We start from the raw sequence: 18113 nt of genomic DNA, 5'->3' as shown, positions 1-18113 counted from the left end.
GATCCGCATGCCCGGACTTGAGTGAGACGCAACGAAAGATCCCGTCGCACTCAAGTCCGGGCACCGCAGGTCAATGCATGTTCCTGCCCGGACTCACCTGAGACAGGACAGCGGCCATCAGGCCGTGGGCTGTGTTGTCGTCGGAGTCGATCCTGTGGACCCCGGCCCCTTCAAAGGCGGCGACCTCGGCGCTGCGCGGGAACATGGCCTGCTCGTACTCGGTGAGCGCGGCCTCGATGTCGTCGGGGTGCGTGGGGAGGGCCTTGCCGAGTTCGGCGCCGTCGAGCATGGCCAGGTTGGCGCCCTCGCCGTTCGGTGCCGCGAGGTGGGCGGCGTCGCCGAGCAGGGTCACCCCCGGCACTCGGTCCCACCGGTGCCCGAACGGCAGAGCGTAGTGGGGGCGCAGGACCGGTGCGGTGTCGCCGTCGGTGATCAGCGCGGTGAGTTCCGGCGCCCAGCCCTCGAACTCCGCTGCGATCCGCGCGGTGGCCGCGGCGGCATCGGTGAAGTCGATGGCGGCGAACCAGTCTTGCGGCTGGGAGAGGGCCACGTAGGTGTGCAGGGTGTCGCCGCTCTCCCGGTGAGCGAAGATCTCCTTGCCCGGTGAGGGCGCGATCATCGACCCGCCGCCGACGGCCTTCGCGGCCGCTGGGTGCCGGGTGTCGGCGTCGAACAGGTAGGTCTCGACGAACGAGGTACCGGTGTACTCCGGTGTGGCGGTGGACAGCAGCGGCCTCACCCGTGACCACGCGCCGTCCGCGCCGACCAGCAGGCTTGTGACGACGGTGGTGCCGTCGGCGAACGTCACCTCGCAGCGCCCCTCACCGAGGGCACGGGTGCCGCTCGCCTTGTGCCCCCACCGGACGGTGCCGGCCGGGAGTGAGTCGAGCAGGATATGCCTCAGCTCGCCGCGCTGCACCTCGGGGCGCCCGCCCGTCCCGTCGTCGGGCTGGTCCAGCAGGACGGTCCCGTCCCGGTCGAGGACCCGCATCGCCTGGCGGCCCTCCAGGACGATGGCGTGGAACTCGTCCATCAGGCCTGCCGCTTGCACAGCCAGTTGGCCGTTGTAGTCGTGGATGTCGAGCATCCCGCCCTGCATGCGCGCCGACGGCGAGGACTCGGCCTCGTAGACCGTGACCGGGATACCGTGGACGTGCAGGACACGGGCCAGCGTGAGTCCGCCGAGTCCGGCGCCGATGATCGTGACAGGGGTGCGCATGGTGGCTCCTTCGGGATCGGGGCCGCCCGGTGAGCTCCGGCCGGCCGTCTCCGGAAAGGTGCAAGACCCCGCTTACAAGCCACCGACATCGGACCGACAGCTCCCGATAGCTGACCGACATCGTGGCCCGCCGCTCGATCACCCGGGGACAAAGCGCCGATCAGCCATGTCGGAGGGCCGGCACGCGATCTGACGCGGCTGTTCCTCAGATTCGGCGCCGCACCGGGCCCGAGGGACCGCTCACTGCGGCCAGGGGCGGACGTGTGCGCTGGCCGCGCCGATCGCCGCTCTTGCGGCCCGCTCGACCAGGGTGATCCCGCTTCTCATCGAAGCGTTGCCGCCGCTGAGGACCGATACCAGATACCGATGTCCGTGCACCGTGACCTGACCGACACTGTTGATGACCCACAGGCCGGTTGTGTTCCGCTGCAGCCAGCCGTTCTTGAGGGCCCATCGGGAATCTCGGGAGCCGGCCGCGGACACTCCCCAGTCCTGTTCCTCCACGATCTGGCCCATCAGTTCCCGGATGTAGGCACGGGACGCCGAGCTCAGCCCGTCGGGCGACGAGGCGGAGGCCACCGGCCCTCGGGCGAAGACAGCGCGCAACAGCCTGACCTGGTCCGTCGCTGTGGTCTGGGTGAGGCCCCAGCGGTTGTCGGGGCCGCCCTGTGCCGAGGAGAGTCCCAGCCGCTCGTTGGCCGCGTCAAGGCCCTCCGCCTCGCCGATCGCCCGCCACAGGACGTGCGCCGCGGCGTTGTCGCTCGACCGGATCATCTCCTCGGCGTGCCGACGCTCCGCGGCTGTCAGCTCGCGGTCCTCGTCCTCCGCCTGGAGCAGCAGCGCCGCGAGGATGTTCACCTTGACGATGCTCGCCGTGGCGAACTTCGAGTCCTCCCCGTACGACGCGATCTCCTGGTCGGCGCTGTCGAGGTCGAGCACCGCCACCGCCAGCCGAGTGTCGCCGCCCGGCAGGAGCGGCTTGAGTGCCCGCGCGAGAGTCGCGCCCCGTTTCTCGCGCGGTGGCGCCGGTGGGCCGGGGGCCGGCGCACCCGTCCGTGGCGGGGCTTGCGTCTTGTGGGGCGTGCCGGCGGCGGAGCAGGCGGCGAGCGACGCCACGATCGCGGTGGCAGCGCAAGCGGCGCAGACCCTCAGCAGGTGTGCGCGCAGGCCGCGCGTCGTGTGCGTCCGGTTGGGCTGTCCGTCGGACATGGTGGGGCAGGCCTCGGCATTCCTGCGAGAGGGCACGGTGAATACCCGGAAAATTATGACAAAGTGGATGCGGTGGCGAGGATTGACATCGAGGCGGGCGTGTCGTTCCCGGGACAGGGGACAGTCCAAGGTGAGGCAGCCCGGGCGCGAGCGATCGGGATCCCGTACTTTGTAGGCCGGGACGACTTTTAAGCCGCTGCCACCGACTGTGGGCGGGGCGCCGGGTCGCCACGACTGCCCGGGTGCGTGGTCAGCCGGGGGCTGCACCCGCAGCAGCTTCGCGAGACGGGGCACCTTGCGAACCGTCCGGTGTGATGGGCACCGATGACCGCACCGCTGTGCGAGCAGCACGGCGAGCCCCGGCTGGACTCCGCAGCGCGGGCAGGGATGTCCGCGCGTTCGCCCTGCCCCTCACCCTGGGCTGGATCGGCGTTTCCCTGAACATGCGACCTCACCAGTCCCGAGGCCGGTCTCGAAACACCCGGGTTAGTACTCCAGTCGCAGTTCGCTATTCCTGCTGGTCAGGGGCGTGTTTGTGAGTGTGCTTGGCTGATGTGCCGTCAGGTGGCGGGAGTTCGTGACTTCGCGTGCGGTGGGCCGTTGGGTTTGTCGTGCAAGATGATGAGCGGCCCGATGTCTGGTCGGCGGAACTGGAAGAGCTGCTGGTACGGATCGGTCACCGCTTCGGGCGGGTGGATCTTCGGCGGCGGATGCGGGCCTATGTGCACGGCCTGCTCGGACCAGTGGGCCGGAAGAACAGCTGGCAGCTGGCCGAGCATGCCGGTCACCACACCCCCGCAGGGTTGCAGCATCTGCTGAGCCGGGCTTGTTGGAACCCCGACGAGGTCCGCGATGACCTGCAGGAATACGTCGCTGAGAAGCTCGGGGACACGGCCGGGGTGCTGATCATCGACGACACCGGGTCCATCAAGAAGGGCACCGTCTCAGCCGGGGTGCAGCGGCAGTACTCCGGCACGGCGGGCCGCACGGAGAACTGCCAGATCGGCGTGTTCGCCGCCTACGCCTCCTCCAGGGGCCGCGCGCTGGTGGACCGGGAGCTGTATCTGCCGAAGTCCTGGACCTCCGATCCGGACCGCTGCGCAGAGGCGAAGATTCCCGACGAGCGTGCGTTCGCCACCAAGGGCGATCTCGCGAAGAGTGTCATCATGCGGGCCCTGGCCTCGCCGCTGCCGATCGCCTGGGTGACCGCAGACTCGGCCTACGGCCAGGAGTGGCGGCTGCGCCGCATGCTGGAGGAGGCCGGCGTCGGCTACGTCCTGGCCGTGCCGAAGTCCCAGCACCTGCACGCCATCGGCCGCATCGACTTCGCCATCACCCAGGCACCCGAGGATGCCTGGGAACGCCACTGCTGCGGGGCCGGCGCGAAAGGGCCGAGTTCGCCGTTGAGGGATCCCGCGTTCTCGCGGTAGAGGTCGAGGGTGCCCAGCGGGCTTGCTGCTCCGGTCAGCGGCAGGGGAAAGTCCGCTTTCGCTCCGGCTATGGCCGCCTGGACGGCGAACAGCGGCCAGCGGCGGCTGGCCGGGAGGCGGGTGAAGTCCGTGGCGAATACGAGGGCTCGCAGTCGGGCGGCCGCCATGCAGGGCCTTCGCCGACTCCTATGTCTGAGCCGTTGCCCAGGACCGGCACGGACAGTCCCGAGGCTGCCGGGGGCAGTGAGAGACAGGCGGGGCCCGGCGCTTCGGGGACGTCGGACGGGGGTGTCCCGCGGACTACGGCGATGAGTTCGTGGGCGATGCGCGCGCTCGATGTCCATCTCCTGCTCGGCGTCTCCGCCGCCCAGTAACGGCAGGACCGGACCTCGACTCATCGGAGCCTTGACGCGGTGCTTGGTGTCCAACGCGGGCCGCTCGCACGGCGTGCGCTGTGCGCCGATCGACACCGGTACACCCGTGCGGATGTACCGCGTGACCGCCGCGGAGCCGGTGAGGCAGGAATAGTCTCAATTGCCCTGGGCACTTGGAGTTCCGCTCGCCGCTGCTCGGTGACGAGAGGTGGCGTGAGAAGCCCAGCGTGCAGTTTGCTCCCGACGGTGGCGTCTGCCGTCGTGCGCTGCGATGCGTGAGAGGGGACATCGTCATGATCGTTCCGGCGGAGAAGGAGCTGCGTGCCGTGCTGGCCAAGTTCACTCAGGCGAGCATCGAACACGAGGCGCTCCCCACAGCTCGCACCGGCTGCGCTCTTGAAGACGTCACGTACAAGCTCTGTGTGATGACCGGGACCCGTACCTCCGATGAGGCCCTGCTAGCGGCGGATGCGCTGTTGGAGCGGTACCGCGCTCACCGTGAGCATGGCACGCATGAGCACGAGACCCTGATCATGTAGCAACTGGACCCTCTGCCGCCGCCACGGGCTGCGCGGCCTCCGCCGACCGATCGCGCCTACCAGCGCGTGTCGAGGGCGACGTCGCGTCGTGGGCTGAGCTGGGCGGCGCGGGGGGGATTGCCATCCGATACAGATCGTCCACCAGAGACGGACTGCCCGCCCAGCAATAGGCAGCCTTGGTATCACCCTCTCGCCGTCGGGAATCTGGACGATGGCAACATCGGCGTCTTCCCTCGCGTACTGCAGCGCGACCGCGCGTCCGATGCCGGAGTCACCGCTGGTGATCAGTGCGACCTTGTCCTCCAGCTTTCCGCTGGCGCGGTATCGACTCGCCCGGTAACGCCTTGGCCGGAGTTGTTCACGGCGGGCCGTGCCTGATCGGGCTGCGCCGTGCTTGCGGGCCATGCGTTCCCAGTCCGGCGGCAGCCAACCAATCGACTGGCTCGGCGGAACCGCGCGCGGGTCCGCCGTGAGGCAGCGCCTCGTCAATCGCCAGGTCGGTCTCGGTCAGGGCGACGTAGCGGCGACGACGTTCTCCTCGATATGCCGCGCCCGGGTGCGGACCGCCACCGCTGCGAACCACACCACCAGTCGATTGTTGTCGTCGCGCCGCCCGGTGCGATCTGGCGCTCGCCGCGGGGCGCGTTGGTCGTTCAGCGGTTGGGTTCGGCGGCGCTGATGTCGCCGAGAGCCGATTCGGGATCGCGCTCGATGGCCAGGTCACCGATGGCGACGATGCCCACCGCGTGATGTCCTTCGTCGACGACCGGTACACGCCGCACGGAATGCTCACGCATCACGTGCACCGCGAGGGCCAGGTCGTCGTCGGGCCCGACCGTGACCAGGTCCTCGCTGCATGCGTTGGCCACGGTCGTCCGGCCCGGGTCGCCACCCTCGGCCACCGCGCGAACCACCAGGTCACGGTCGCTGACCAGCCCGCGTAGCTGATCGCCCTCGGTGACCAGAACAGCACCGATGTTCTCGTCTCGCATCATCCGGGCCACCGCCGTCACCGAGGTCTGCGGTTCGACGGTCACCGGGTCGGTCGTCATGACGTCGCGGACATGTTGAGTCATGGCAACATCCCTCCGTGGGAGCGGGGCTTCCCGTTCACCGCCGTGCGGCCACCGAGTACCCGCAGGCGACCGTCGGGTACCGTCCGGGAAGCCTTGATGGCTGGCGTACCGCGTTTCGGGTACTTCCCGCCGCGCGCAGTGAGACCGCCCGCCGTCTGCCATCGCCCGTGTGGCACGTGAGGTGGCCGGCTACCTCGGCAACACCCCAGGTCTGCCGTGTCTCCTACATCAGCCCGCGAGTGATCGAGCTCTTCGGAAAAAGGGGGTGACGATTGCCGAGGCAGTGCCGCACCGCGGCGACGGGGGCGCAGAAGGCATTCCCACGACCGGGGGACTCGCCGAGCGGGCCGTCCTGCGCATGCTCCGGCACGGGGACCACGGCGGTTACTGCATGGAGAGCGATTACCAGTGACGGCTGGTTGGTCAGGTCCGTGAGATGTTGAGCGGCAGATCTCGGTGGAAGACGGCCATGGCAAGACCGGGGCCGTTGTAGTCGTCAACGATCTTCGTGTCGAAGCCGAGGCTGCGATGGAAGGCGATCGAGCCGGTGTTCTCGATGGACGTGATCGCCTTCAACTGCCGTGCACCGTGACCTTCCGCTGCGTCAGCGAACGCCGTATACAGACGACGGCCGAGACCGATCCCACGGGCGTCGTCCCGCGTGGCGATCAGGTGCACGTACCCGGTGCCGTCTGGGGTGACGAACCCGAAAATGTACCCACGGATGCCGTCCTCGGCTCGGGCAACCAAGCAGGTGGAACCGAACTCCTGGACCACTGCCAGAAGGTGCAGCGACCGAAGGTCGCGTTCGCCCCAGTAACGGGGGTGATCAGTCAGGATCTGGTGGAAGTCTGTCACCCCGGCCGGTGCGATGTGTATCCCCATAGTGACGATCATGGCAGGCGCCCTCGCCGTCACAGGCGAAGGGCCGCACGGGTTGGGCAGTTGTGACGTGATCCTGGGTCCGTGCGGCTTGTTCCCACCCTGTCCTGTCCGGGGTCTCCGCGCAGATTTCGGCGAGTTGCTCGAAGAACTCGCCCCAAGTGGCAGGGCGCCCGTGAGTCGGCCTTGCGTGAGCGGTGGGGCGGGGACCGCAGGCGGGCTGTTGGCGCCGGGCCCAAGCAAGGCCTGGTTTTCGTCGACCGGCTTCTGGTTGCGCTGGTGCACCTGCGGCTGGGGCTCCGCACGCCGCTCTGGCGCAGTTGTCCGGCGTGGACCGCTCCACCGTCTCCGCGGCGGTCCGAGCGGTCCGCCCGCTGCTGGCGGCCCGCGGCTGCGCCGTGCCTGACCGGCCCGGGCTGCGGCTGCGGCTGCGCACACTGGAGGACGTATTCGCCTACGCCGAGGCAGAAGGCGTCGACCTGCAGATCGACGGGACCGAAGTACAGGTCCGCCGTCGGCGCGCGACGCGCAGGGCCGCACCGTGTTCAGCGGTGTGGTCCGGCCTGGCCGGATGCACGACCAGACGGCCGTTCGTACCGAGGGCATCGCTGAACAGTTTCGCTGGCACTCGATGGTCAAGGCGGAGGTCGACGAGGGCTACCGGGGCCTGGCCGACGAGTTCCCTGCGCAAGTCTGCGCCCCGCCGAAGAAGCCCAGGAACGACGCGCCGCCGGGCGAGCGCCGTGCCCGGCGTGAGCGACGGCGCCGGCAGTCCTCCCCGCGGATCTGTGTGGAGCACACCAACGCCGATTCCAAGCAGTGGCGGCCCCTGCAGCCGTCCACCGGCCCGGGCGAAACCTATGCCGAGACCCACCAGGGCATTGCCGGACTGGTCTCCGACCGATCTGCCCGGCGGGCGACCCGCTTCAAGTTGGGCACCGAACTGGTACTCGCCCGCCGGGCACCTTGAGCCAGGCCGGGCCAATAGGGTCGGCCGACTGCTCTGGGCCACGTCCTACGCCGGCCTGCCCATGCGCTGGGGATGCGGGACCGCGGGCCAGGGGTGAGGCTGGTGCCATGTCCGAGCCCCGCGTGATCGTCTACCCGCCGGCCGAGAGCGGTGGCCGCAAGGTGCGTGTCGGGGACGAGACGGTCGGCACCGCGTACAGCCTTCACGAGCTCACCGTGTTCCTGCAGAACGCCGGCCTGACCGGATGGGACGAGTTGGATGTCGCCGAGTCGGGTCTGATCGAATGGCATGAGGGCGGGCCAGAGGTCTGGAAACCCTGACAAAGGACCAGTTCGCCCACCGCCGCCGTGACTGCCGCGCTGCAGAAGGGGCCCGATCTGGTCAGCCAATCGGGGGGTGACCGCGCGGATTCCCTGCCGGCGGGGAATGCGACGGTCGCGGCACTCGGATGGGCGCGATAACCGTCGCGAATGCCGCCGCGTCACCACGTGGCCTGCGGCGGGACGGAAAGCCGGGGGGCCGCACGGCCGCCCTGTTCCCAGCGCGCGCCGGGCGTGCAGGAATGCCAGCGTAGTCAGCAGGGGCATCTGTGCCGGGCGCGAAATTGCGCACGGATGGGAGTGGACGGTCATGGCACGCGCGATCTGGACCGGCGTGATCACCTTCGGGATGGTCAGCGTGCCGGTCGGCCTGTACACCGCGATCGAGGATCACACCGTCCACTTCCACCAGCTGCAGCGCGGCACCGCAGACCGAATCCGCAACCGGCGGGTCAATGAACGCACCGGCAAGGAAGTGAAGGCCGAGGACATCGTCAAGGGCTTCGAAGTGACCGAGGGCGAGTACGTCATCGTCGAGCCGGACGAACTCGACGAAATCGCGCCGGGCCGCTCCCGGACCATCGACATCAGCGACTTCGTCGACCTGGCCGACATCGAGCCGGTCTATTTCGAGCGCACGTACTACATCGCGCCCCGCAGTAAGGAGTACACCAAGGTCTACCAGCTGTTGTGTGCGGCGCTGGAGGAATCCGGCAAGGTAGGCATCGCCACGTTCGTGATGCGCGGCAAGCAGTATCTGACCGCGCTGCGTGCCGAGGACCAGGTCCTGGTGCTCCAGACCCTCCACTGGGCGGACGAGGTCCGCGATCCCGCCCAGGAACTGCCCGAACTGCCCTCGCGCCGGGCAGGCAAAGGCAAGGAGCTGGACATGGCGATCCAGCTGATCAACGCCCTGGACATGCCGTGGGATCCGGGCCGGTATCACGACACCTACCAGGAAAAAGTCCGGGAGCTCGTACGGGCGAAGGCCGAGGGCCAGGAGACCGCGGCGGCGGAGGAAGCACCGCAGGCCACCAACGTCGTCGATCTGATGACCGCCTTGCAAGGCAGCCTTGACCAAGCTCAGGGCACCAGAGCCAAGAAGCCGACGGCGCCTCGGCAGAAGAAGACCGCTCGCAAGGCGGTGCGCAGACCGGGAGCGAAGGGGAAAGCCACCGCCGAGAAGGCACCGTCGAAATCGCGCACTTCGTCGAAGCGTGGCCAGGGCGGCAAGAACGAGCTTCAACAGTTGAGCAAGACGGAGCTGTACCAGAGGGCCACCGATCAGAACATCGCGGGCCGCTCCAAGATGAGCCGAGAAGAGCTGGTCGACGCACTCGCCCGGGCCGGAAGCCGCAAGAAGGCCGCGGCCTGACCGCCGCCGCACCATGCCCCGGTTGCCGCCATGGCCGGCTGATGCACCGGCTTCACCGTTCCTGAGCGGTGAGCAGGGGAGTGGGTGTTGGACCCAAACCTGTGCACTGCGGACGTCCCGAACGGTTGTGATGTCCTGATCGCCCGCGTTCGCTTCGCGTCCGGCGGCATGCATCGTGTGCGTGGTCCGGGAATGCGGGGGCGGGGTCCCTTACGTCCTCGGGTGCCGGGTGTGGCCTGGGCGGTGTCCGATGCGCTGTCGTGGCGAGTGGTCTTACGGTTCTTGCTGGCGAGGGGATTCTGCCAGTGCTCGGCGCCCCTCTTCGAGGTGTACGCCGGATCGACGGCCACGATGGGGCCGACACCCCACCGAGGATGTTGCGCCCCCGTCCGTCGGCCGGCGGAACCCCGCCGGTTCGCCGGCTTGCGCTTTTCGGTGCGCACCGTCCCGGCCGCTGTCACAGTAAGGGAAGTGTCCAGCACCAAGGGGGGTGGCGCGGTGGCTCAGACCCCGAGCATGCAAGAGCTGATCCGGCGCCGACGGCAGGCCGGCTTTGTGGGTCGGCAGAGTGAACTCGGCGGTTTCCGTGGGAACTTCGCGGCTGCTGAGGAGCAACGACGTTTCCTGTTCTGCATTTACGGTGACGCAGGCGTTGGGAAGACGCTGCTGATGGAGCAGTTCCAGCGCGTGGCGAGGGAAGAGGCGGGAGCGCTGACCGCGCGAGCGGACGAGACGTCAGACAGCTTGGCTGACACTCTGGAGTCGCTGGTCGGCCAGTTGGCGCCGAAGGGCACATCGAAGGCTTTCGACAAGGCACTCGCGGCACACCGTCAACAACTGCGGGAAGCCCAGAACGTACCGGACCTTGCTGCGGAAGGCCCCTCAGCAACGGGACGGGTTGCGGCTGGGGTCGGACTGGCGGTGGCGCAAAGCTTACCCGTCGTCGGGCCGCTGGCCAGCGCCGTGACCGCGGAGGAGGTGAGCCAGGCCGCGAGTCGGGTGGGAGCGGCGTTGGCGGAGCGGGCCCGGACCGCCGACAGTTTGCCGCTCTCTCCCGCGGCGGCTCTCAGCGGACCGTTCGTGGATCTCCTGCGCCGGCTCGCCGGGGATTCCCCCTGGCTGGCCTTGTTCTTTGACACTTACGAGCGCACCGAGGTGTTCCTCGGCAAGTGGCTGCTCGACCTGGTGAACGGCCGTTACGGGGATTTGCCGGCGAACCTGGTGCTGACCGTCGCGGGACAGCGCCGCTTGCATCCCGGAACCTGGGCGCCCTACCTGGATGCCATCGCCTATCTGCCGTTGCAGCCGTTCACGGACGAAGAAGCACGCCTGCTGCTGGCCGCCAAGGGCATGACGACAGAGCCCGTCGTGGAGGCGATCCTCGGGATGACCGGGTGCCTCCCCGTACTGGTGGCCATGCTGGCCGAGAGTCGGCCGACCGACATCACCGCGGTGACTGATCACGCGGGCGACGCCGTCGACCGGTTCTTGAAGTGGGAGCCGCCGGAGCGCCATGCGGCGGCCCTGGCCTGCGCGTTGCCCCGTGTGGTCAACCAGGATGTGATGGATGTCCTGCTCGGTGACCCTGTCAGCCACGAGCTGTACCCATGGCTGCGCACGTTGCCTTTCGTCCAAGACGATGCCGGGCAGGTCCGATTCCACGACGTGGTGCGCGCCGCGATGCTACGGCTGGAACGCAGCCGCTCACCCCAGCGCTGGCGACAGCGGCATCATGACCTGGCAGGCGCATGGCGCAGCTGGCGCGAGGGCCTGCGGATGGACGAGCGGGACGGCTGGTGGGATCCGAACTGGCAGGACTGCGCGGTGGAGGAGACCTACCATCTCCTGTGCGCGTATCCGGAAGGCGCCCTGGCCAGTGCGTTGTGCGCGGCGGTGCGGGCAGCCGAAGTCGGTACGGTCATGGCACGGCGACTGGCCGACGCGATCGCCCAAGCGGGCGAGAACTCCGCCGCCGCTCGACTGGCAAGGCTCGGCGGAGCACTTGCCGCCACCGTGGGCGACGACGCGAGGGACTGCACCGACTTCCTCTCCATGCTGCTGGGCGACAGTCGCCTGGACCAGAGTCATCGGATCGCAGCGCTCGCCGAACGAGCCTGGCTGCACCAACTCGCCAACCGACTGGAGTCGTGTCTGGCGGACGTCGATCGCATGCTGCAGCTCCAGCCGGACAACGCGGACACTCTGACACGACGCGGCTACGTCTACCGACTGATGCGACGGCACCACGACGCCCTGGACGACTTCCACCAGGTTCTTGCCGCCGAACCAGACCATGTCCAGGCACTCGTTTTCCGAGGGCTGACGTTCGAAACACTGGGCAGAGACGAAGCTGCGCTCCAGGACTTCAACCATGCGGTCGAGACTGCCGACGAACATCTCGGAGCGCGCGTGCACCGAGGACGACTTCTGCGTCGCAAGGGACACCTTGCCCAGGCCCTGGCGGACTTCGACCACGCTGTCGAGCAGCATCCCGAATCGGCGTGGGCCATGGTGGAACGAGCCGCATGCCTGTACCACGCCGACCGTGCCGTGGAGGCTCTGGACGCCATTGAGCGTGCGCTCGAACTTGAGGACAACACAGCCTATGTGCACGCCAATCATGGCTTTGTGCTGTGTCGGCTGGGGAGACTCACCGACGGCGTAGCCGCTCTCAACCGTGCGCTGGACGCCGAGCCGGAAAACGTCTGGGCCCTCACATGGCGGGGCTGGGCCACTGGGCGATTGGGCCACGCCGACGCAGCCCTCGATGATCTCAATCGGGCCGTTGCCATGGCGCCCAACGACTCATGGCCGAGCGCCGCCCGCGGCTGGCTGTACTGGGCAGCCGGCAAGCCGGCGCAGGCCCTGCCCGATCTGGAACGTGCGGTTCTCCTGGAACCCGACTATGAGTGGGCACAACTTGGCCTCGCCTTGACACTGCTGTGGCTGCAGCGCCCCACCGAGGCCCACGAAGCTCTCAGCCGTGCCGCGCACGAATGGAGCAGGCACGCGCCCTACGCACGGGAATTGGCCGACCGCCTGTTCGACGTCCTGCGGCGGCACTACCGGCGCGACGACGAGGTCATACGGGATGCGGTTCACAACGCACCGGTCTGGATTCACCAGGCCAGTCGATGGCACAGCATCCGCCAGTTCGCACTGCCGCTCCTGCGCAGGAGCAGCCTGCCGCTCATGCGGGACAGCATCAGGATTCTTCGCTACGTCAGAGCCGTCATGCGAGACCACCCCGATACCGGCCCACTCGAGAGCAACCAGCTCACCGCCCTCGCGGACGAGGTGTTCGATCAGTTGCCGCAGCTGGACTCGGGCGAACGTGGCTGAGGTGCCGTAGCCGCCACCAGGCCGGATCAGCGTCGGGTGACGCCAGCGATCAGTGGGGCGCTTCCGTGCCGGCGGGGCCTACCCCGTTTCAGCAGTAGAACTGTGACCTCCAGCCGTAGTTGGCCGAAACCCTGATGGCCACTGTGCTCGGTGATAGTTGGCCACGCCATCCGCGTGCGGTGTGAGGTGATCAGGCTCGCCTCCCTCCCAAAGGGAGCCGTCCTGGTCTCACGGCCCGGGCCACGGCCCAGCGCGCTCCGGCGCACCGGCCCCGTGCGGGCGCCGACCTGCTCCGGCCCGAGGCGGTCGCGGGAGCCCGCCAAGCCCGGGCCTGACGGCCGCAGGTATGCCGAACGGCCCTTCACGAGTTCCATTGGTTGAGAATTCACCTACCGATGTAGATCAAGTAAGGCTCGCCTTATATGCTGACGTGGCCCTCTCGATCCGCCTGGCGTGCAAGGGGGCCAGATCCCCCTTTTCCGCGCGACAGGACCTCCATGCGTACGACCCCCCGCCGTCTCGTCACGGCGCTTGCTCTCACTCCGTTGCTGGCCGGCTGTTTCGTGTCAGGGGAAGAAGGCTCGGGTACGGGCGACAAGGGCGGTTCGGGCGGTCGGCTGCGGGTGGCCCTCGCCGTACCGCCCGTGCAGGCGCTGTCGCCGTACAGCAACGACGCCACCGTGCTGAGCAAACTCTCCGTGGCCGAAGGCCTCACCGCGCTGGACAAGGACGGCGCCGCCGCGCCCGCGCTGGCGAAGTCCTGGAAGCAGAAGAACGACACCGCCTGGACCTTCGAGCTGCGCAAGGCCACCTTCCAGGACGGCACCGAGGTCACCGCCGAGTCCGTGGTCAACGCGCTCGACCAGGCGGGCGCCGCCGAGACCAAGCCCCGTGTCCTGAGCGACGTGACCCTCACCGCGAAGGCCGACGACGCCGATACCGTCACCATCACGACCAAGACCGCCGATCCCGTACTCCCGCTGCGGCTCGCCAGCCCCGCGCTGGGCATCCTCGCCCCCAAGGCGTACGGCAAGGACGGCACCGTCAGCCCGGTCGGCACCGGCACCGGTCCCTTCGAGATCACCAAGCTCACCGGGAAGTCCAAGGCCACGCTCGACCGCTACGACGGCTACTGGGGTGGCAAGGCCAAGGCGTCCGGCATAGACGTCACGTGGATCGCCGACGGCACCGCCCGCGCCAACGCCCTGCGCAGCGGCGACGTCGACATCGCCGAGTGGATTCCCACCGCCCAGGCGAAGCTGCTGGAGAAGGACACCCGCCACGAAGTCCCGTCCGTGCGGACCGACAGCCTGATCCTCAACACCCGAAGCGGCATCTTCACCGACGCCCCGCTCCGGGCGGCCGCCCGCGAGGCCGTGGACGGTTCCGCCCTCGTCGACTCGGTCTTCGGCGGGTACGCCGACCCCGCGCAGGGCCTGTTCGGGCCGGCGGTCTCCTGGGCGGCCGACAAGCGCGTCATGGTGACCGGCCGCGCGAAGGCCGCGACCACCGCGCAGGTGAGGGCCAAGGGCAAGACCCTGCGGCTGGCCACCTACACCAACCGCGCCGAACTGCCCGAGGCCGCGACCGTGCTGCAGCAGCAGCTGGAGAAGGCCGGGTTCACCGTGAAGCAGGACGTACGCGAGTACACGCAGATGGAGGCCGACCTCCTCGCGGGCAAGTACGACGCGCTCGTCTTTTCCCGGGTGACGCTCCTCGACACCGGCGACGCGGTCGCCTACCTCGCGAGCGACTTCACCAGCGACGGCGTCTACAACATCGCGGGTCTGAAGGACGCCAAAGTCGACCAGGCCATCAAGGCCGCCGCCGAGGAAGGCGACACCACGCAGCGGCAGCAGAAGACCATGCGGGCCGAGGCCGAGATCCTGCGCACGGACGCCGTCGTGCCGCTGGTCCACGAGAGGGTCGTGCAGGGCATCAGCACCGATGTCGAGGACGTGCTCCTCGACCCCCGCGAGCGGTCGCTGATCGACGTCGACACGCGTCTGAAGTAGATGAGCGTGACATCGGCCGGCGCCGATGCCCGTCGCTTCCCATGGGGCACGGGCATTGGCCGCCTCACCGCGGGGGCCGCTCTGCTGACGGCCGTGGCCCTGCTGCCCTGGCTGTCCGGCACCGACCCCGCGCTGACCGTCCTGCGTGCCCGCTCCGCCGACCAGGACCCGACCCCCGCGCAGCTGGCAACAGTACGGGAGCAACTGGGCCTGGACGAGGGGCCGTTCACGCATCTCGCGCACTGGCTGGGCGGGCTGTTGCACGGTGACGCGGGCACGTCCTGGGTGTCGGGCGAACCTGTCCTGCCCCAGCTGACGACCGCCTTCGCGGTGTCGGTGACGCTGATGCTCGGGGCGCTCCTGGTCACGGTCGCGGTCGCCGCGCTGGTCTGCACCCGCACTCTGTACCTCGGCTCCCGGCGACGGCTGCGGCGGGCGCGGGCGGGCATCGCGGCGGCCGTCCTCGCCGCGCTGCCCAAGTTCCTGCTCGCCTCGCTCCTCGCCACGGTGTGCGGGGTGTGGCTGGGCTGGTTCCCGTCCAGCGGCTGGGAGGGGCCGGCGTCGATGGTGCTGCCCGCGCTCGCCCTCGGTGTGCCGTCCGGGGCGATGATCGGCGGTCTGCTCGACCAGTCGCTGCCCGCCGCCTTCAACGAGCCGTGGGCCCGGACCTGGCACGCCTTCGGGTTCGCGCCCGGCCACATCGCCCGCCATGCGCTGCGTCGCACGCTGGCCGGTGTGCTCCCGCAACTCCTGCCGACCGTCGTGGGCTTGGTCGGCGGTGCCGTCGCGGTGGAGAAGATCTTCAACATTCCCGGGCTCGGCCGCCTGGCCCTGGACGCCGCCATCGCCCAGGACCTCCCGCCCCTGCAGACCGCGACACTGGCCCTCATCCTGCTGGGCATCGCCGCCGGCCTCCTCATCCAGGCCCTGCGTCGCACCCTGCTCGGCCCGGCTCTGCGGGCCGGAGCTCTGCCCGCCCTGCACGCGCCGGCCCTCCTTCGAGGGCGCTCCACGCGCTGGACCGCCGGAGCCTGCGCCGTCGCCCTGCTCGTCCTGGTCATCGCCGGACTGCTGCGCGATCCCCTCCACGTGGAAACGTCGGCCCGGCTGCTCCCGCCCTCGGCCGCGCACCCGCTGGGCACGGACTCGCTCGGCCGTGATCTGCTGGCCCGGCTCGGTCACGGCGCACTGCGCACTGCGGGCGTGGCCCTTGCGGTGACGGCGGTCAGCATGCTGGTCGGGCTGCTGCTCGGCAGCGCGGCACGGGTGAGCGCGGGACTGGTGGAGGTCGCGTCCACGCTCCCGGCCGTTCTCGCCGGACTGTTGACCACAGCGGTGACCGGGCCGTCCGTGTGGGGTGCCGCGCTCGCGGTGTGCCTGGTCGGCTGGACGCCGTACGCCGCCCAGGCCGCGGCGCTGATCGAAGAGGAACGGGCCAGTGGGCACATGCTCGCGTCGGTCTCGTTCGGCGCCGGGCCGGGGTATCTGCTGCGCCACCACTACCTGCCGGCGGTTCTGCCCACCGTCCTGCGCAACGCCCTGCTGCGGCTGCCCACCACGGTCCTGGTGCTGGCCTCCCTCGGCTTCCTCGGTCTGGGCGAGCAGCCGCCCACGCCGGAGTGGGGGCGGCTGCTGTCGGAGAACCAGCCCTACGTGGAACTGGCGCCCTGGACGGTACTCGGCCCTGCGTGCGCGCTCGTCCTGCTTTCCGTTGTCGCCGTGTCCGGCACTGCCTCGGGTCGGATCGGCTCCAGCCTCGGTGCCGGGCGAACCAGGCCCGGGTCGGTTGCACGACGTTCGACCGCAGGGTGATCACTCCGGGCCCGCTGTAGATCAGGGCCTCGGCCAGCACACCGGTGATGGCCCGCCAGCGGCGGTCAGCTCCGCGACTTGGCGGACGTGGGCGAGCATCTCGTCCCAGGCCTCGGGGCGGTGCAGGGCGCCGAACGCGGTGCCGCCGGAGACCTTGAGGCCGCGTACCGCGAGCTCCTCGGCGAGGGCGGCCGGGTCGGGCCCAGGCAGAGATTGCCCGCGGTGGTGCGGAGTGAGGTTGGCGCCGCTGCCATGACGGTCCTGCGGGGAGACGAACGGGAGCTCAGTTGGAGGCGGGGTTGCCTCCATGATCGTGGACGTTGGTATGCGGCGTAACCCCACCGGCGCGGACATAGACGAATTGCGTCGGCTGTTGAGCGTGCGAGGCGGGACAAATATGGGGTGGGAAGACTCGCGGCCGACGGTTCGGCATGAGCGCGAGCCGGTTCCTGACCGGTTTCTCAGAGGGGCTTGCCGAAGCCCGCCGAGGACGAGCCTCTCGCGGTGCGGTCAGACATCTGGCCAAAGAGTGGTGGCGGCATCAGGACGACCACGTAACCAGCCTGGTATCGGTGCACGACATGCGTCTTGGTCTACTTGGCGAGGCGATCAACAACCCAGATCTTGCTGCCGCGCTGGATGTGTATGGATCCGCGATCCCCGCCGCAAAGCGCCAGCTGTTCCTCTTCGTCGAGGCCGTGTACAGGACATATCTGCTGGAGTGGCGTGTCGGAGGCATGACTCTGGAGGAGTTGTACGGGAACCTACGAATCTTCTTTCGGAACCCGAGTTTCCGGGAGCACTGGGAGGCGACGCGTCCTCACCGGGCCAGCCTCGCCCGGGATTCAGCCGAGGCATGTTGTGGGTGCGTCGCCGACGAGCTGGCAGTGCAGTCCTCATTCGCACAACCGCTCTGTCACCGGCACGCAGAAGCGTGATCTGGTTCATGAGATGCGCGCCAGGACCCGCTGAACGAGGTCACAGCCGCCAGGGCGCGGCGGATGGGTCTGCTGGGTGTCTGGCATGTTCGAGCAGTCTGATGGTCTATGCGTGCCGGTGGCCCTGGTGCGCGTCGGGCTCGGCCCAGGCAAGCTCCCACTGCGCTCTGCGGCGCCTATCCAGCCGTGCTCGGGCGGCCCACCAGCCGCCCACAACCAGCACGCCGGTGCCCGCGGCGGCGGCTGCACCGAACGCAACACCCTGCGAGTTGGCCTGAGCCGGCGTGGGCGGCGCAGGCTGCACAAGGCCGACGTCGTCGAGACACACGGTGGTGGATGCACCGGCCTTGCTCCCCGCTGCCACCACGCTCACCGTCGGCGCTGAGAGCAACAACATTGCCACCGCTGCCACGCCGAGCCAGGCTTCGACGACATCGGAACGGCGCTTGAGTGCATTGCGCCGCCACCGCCACAACAGCGCCCTACTGCCCTGCTTCAGCATGTGTGCATCCCTCCGGGAGGGTGCCTCGATCCGAACCTGCGGGCGCAGAGGCCATCCGGCCGTCGCGGTGGGGCCTTTCGGCCTCACTGTGGCGGCGACGCCAACCGATC

At 69.2% G+C, this 18113-nt stretch carries 13 protein-coding genes and 3 pseudogenes; 9 read left to right on the top strand and 7 right to left on the bottom strand.

Annotated elements, in window-relative coordinates; all coding sequences use genetic code 11:
* Positions 1 to 70: 70 nt before the first annotated feature.
* Entirely contained in the window at positions 71 to 1219 is a 1149-nt protein-coding gene (locus ABD932_RS34640) for an FAD-dependent oxidoreductase (protein WP_345019055.1), read from the bottom strand.
* 240 nt (positions 1220 to 1459) lie between these two features.
* Complete coding sequence (locus ABD932_RS34635; RefSeq protein WP_345019052.1) at positions 1460 to 2428, bottom strand: serine hydrolase; 969 nt, start codon at positions 2426 to 2428, stop codon at positions 1460 to 1462.
* 611 nt (positions 2429 to 3039) lie between these two features.
* On the opposite strand from ABD932_RS34635, the pseudogene ABD932_RS34630 reads away from it, so the two are divergent.
* Positions 3040 to 3822 (top strand): annotated as a pseudogene (locus tag ABD932_RS34630) (IS701 family transposase); the annotation flags it as partial.
* A gap of 703 nt (positions 3823 to 4525) precedes the next feature.
* On the top strand, positions 4526 to 4771 hold the full coding sequence (locus ABD932_RS34625) for a DUF5133 domain-containing protein (RefSeq protein WP_345019798.1): 246 nt from the start codon (positions 4526 to 4528) through the stop codon (positions 4769 to 4771).
* 653 nt (positions 4772 to 5424) lie between these two features.
* On the opposite strand, the gene ABD932_RS34615 is transcribed toward ABD932_RS34625, so the two are convergent.
* The gene (locus ABD932_RS34615; RefSeq protein WP_345019048.1) at positions 5425 to 5847 is read right to left on the bottom strand and encodes a CBS domain-containing protein; all 423 of its coding nucleotides are present in this window, start codon (positions 5845 to 5847) and stop codon (positions 5425 to 5427) included.
* Between the two features lie 423 nt (positions 5848 to 6270).
* Entirely contained in the window at positions 6271 to 6744 is a 474-nt protein-coding gene (locus ABD932_RS34610; protein WP_345019046.1) for a GNAT family N-acetyltransferase, read from the bottom strand.
* Positions 6745 to 7300: 556 nt separating this feature from the next.
* On the opposite strand from ABD932_RS34610, the gene ABD932_RS34605 reads away from it, so the two are divergent.
* From ABD932_RS34605 to ku, 3 genes are all read left to right on the top strand, one after another.
* On the top strand, positions 7301 to 7699 hold the full coding sequence (locus ABD932_RS34605; protein ID WP_345019044.1) for a transposase: 399 nt from the start codon (positions 7301 to 7303) through the stop codon (positions 7697 to 7699).
* 107 nt (positions 7700 to 7806) lie between these two features.
* Positions 7807 to 8019, top strand: coding sequence for a hypothetical protein (locus tag ABD932_RS34600; protein WP_250089829.1), 213 nt, complete (start codon positions 7807 to 7809; stop codon positions 8017 to 8019).
* 310 nt (positions 8020 to 8329) lie between these two features.
* Positions 8330 to 9394: a non-homologous end joining protein Ku gene (gene ku / locus ABD932_RS34595; RefSeq protein WP_345019796.1), complete on the top strand. Its 1065-nt coding sequence runs from the start codon at positions 8330 to 8332 to the stop codon at positions 9392 to 9394.
* Between the two features lie 78 nt (positions 9395 to 9472).
* Here the strand turns inward: ku and ABD932_RS34590 are convergent.
* Positions 9473 to 9747, bottom strand: a pseudogene (locus ABD932_RS34590) (IS200/IS605 family accessory protein TnpB-related protein); the annotation flags it as partial.
* 118 nt (positions 9748 to 9865) lie between these two features.
* Here ABD932_RS34590 and ABD932_RS34585 point away from each other — a divergent pair.
* The 3 genes from ABD932_RS34585 to ABD932_RS34575 all read left to right on the top strand — a co-directional run bounded on the left by ABD932_RS34585 (position 9866) and on the right by ABD932_RS34575 (position 16563).
* A complete protein-coding gene (locus ABD932_RS34585) occupies positions 9866 to 12736 on the top strand; it encodes a tetratricopeptide repeat protein (protein WP_345019040.1) in 2871 nt (956 codons plus the stop codon).
* Between the two features lie 497 nt (positions 12737 to 13233).
* Positions 13234 to 14751, top strand: a complete 1518-nt coding sequence (locus ABD932_RS34580) for an ABC transporter substrate-binding protein (RefSeq protein WP_345019038.1) — start codon at positions 13234 to 13236, stop codon at positions 14749 to 14751.
* Positions 14752 to 16563, top strand: a complete 1812-nt coding sequence (locus ABD932_RS34575) for an ABC transporter permease subunit (RefSeq protein WP_345019036.1) — start codon at positions 14752 to 14754, stop codon at positions 16561 to 16563.
* Between the two features lie 51 nt (positions 16564 to 16614).
* Here ABD932_RS34575 and ABD932_RS34570 read toward each other — a convergent pair.
* Positions 16615 to 16761 (bottom strand): annotated as a pseudogene (locus ABD932_RS34570) (2-keto-myo-inositol dehydratase); the annotation flags it as partial.
* 233 nt (positions 16762 to 16994) lie between these two features.
* On the opposite strand from ABD932_RS34570, the gene ABD932_RS34565 reads away from it, so the two are divergent.
* A complete protein-coding gene (locus tag ABD932_RS34565; protein ID WP_345019034.1) occupies positions 16995 to 17501 on the top strand; it encodes a DUF6082 family protein in 507 nt (168 codons plus the stop codon).
* Positions 17502 to 17607: 106 nt separating this feature from the next.
* Here ABD932_RS34565 and ABD932_RS34560 read toward each other — a convergent pair whose 3' ends face one another.
* Positions 17608 to 18003, bottom strand: a complete 396-nt coding sequence (locus ABD932_RS34560) for a hypothetical protein (protein WP_345019032.1) — start codon at positions 18001 to 18003, stop codon at positions 17608 to 17610.
* Positions 18004 to 18113 lie beyond the last annotated feature (110 nt).

This window comes from Streptomyces shaanxiensis (genome assembly GCF_039537145.1).
Taxonomy (GTDB): Bacteria; Actinomycetota; Actinomycetes; order Streptomycetales; family Streptomycetaceae; genus Streptomyces; species Streptomyces shaanxiensis.
Note: the sequence above shows the minus strand (reverse complement) of the source record. Positions and strands in the feature narration are given on the sequence as shown.

What these genes read in the sequence shown, in the direction of transcription:
- ABD932_RS34640 (WP_345019055.1), bottom strand. Translation starts at nt 1,219, where the DNA reads ATGCGCACCCCTGTCACGATCATCGGCGCCGGACTCGGCGGACTCACG.
- ABD932_RS34635 (WP_345019052.1), bottom strand. Translation starts at nt 2,428, where the DNA reads ATGTCCGACGGACAGCCCAACCGGACGCACACGACGCGCGGCCTGCGC.
- ABD932_RS34625 (WP_345019798.1), top strand. Translation starts at nt 4,526, where the DNA reads ATGATCGTTCCGGCGGAGAAGGAGCTGCGTGCCGTGCTGGCCAAGTTC.
- ABD932_RS34615 (WP_345019048.1), bottom strand. Translation starts at nt 5,847, where the DNA reads ATGACTCAACATGTCCGCGACGTCATGACGACCGACCCGGTGACCGTC.
- ABD932_RS34610 (WP_345019046.1), bottom strand. Translation starts at nt 6,744, where the DNA reads ATGATCGTCACTATGGGGATACACATCGCACCGGCCGGGGTGACAGAC.
- ABD932_RS34605 (WP_345019044.1), top strand. Translation starts at nt 7,301, where the DNA reads ATGCACGACCAGACGGCCGTTCGTACCGAGGGCATCGCTGAACAGTTT.
- ABD932_RS34600 (WP_250089829.1), top strand. Translation starts at nt 7,807, where the DNA reads ATGTCCGAGCCCCGCGTGATCGTCTACCCGCCGGCCGAGAGCGGTGGC.
- ku (WP_345019796.1), top strand. Translation starts at nt 8,330, where the DNA reads ATGGCACGCGCGATCTGGACCGGCGTGATCACCTTCGGGATGGTCAGC.
- ABD932_RS34580 (WP_345019038.1), top strand. Translation starts at nt 13,234, where the DNA reads ATGCGTACGACCCCCCGCCGTCTCGTCACGGCGCTTGCTCTCACTCCG.
- ABD932_RS34575 (WP_345019036.1), top strand. Translation starts at nt 14,752, where the DNA reads ATGAGCGTGACATCGGCCGGCGCCGATGCCCGTCGCTTCCCATGGGGC.
- ABD932_RS34565 (WP_345019034.1), top strand. Translation starts at nt 16,995, where the DNA reads ATGAGCGCGAGCCGGTTCCTGACCGGTTTCTCAGAGGGGCTTGCCGAA.
- ABD932_RS34560 (WP_345019032.1), bottom strand. Translation starts at nt 18,003, where the DNA reads ATGCTGAAGCAGGGCAGTAGGGCGCTGTTGTGGCGGTGGCGGCGCAAT.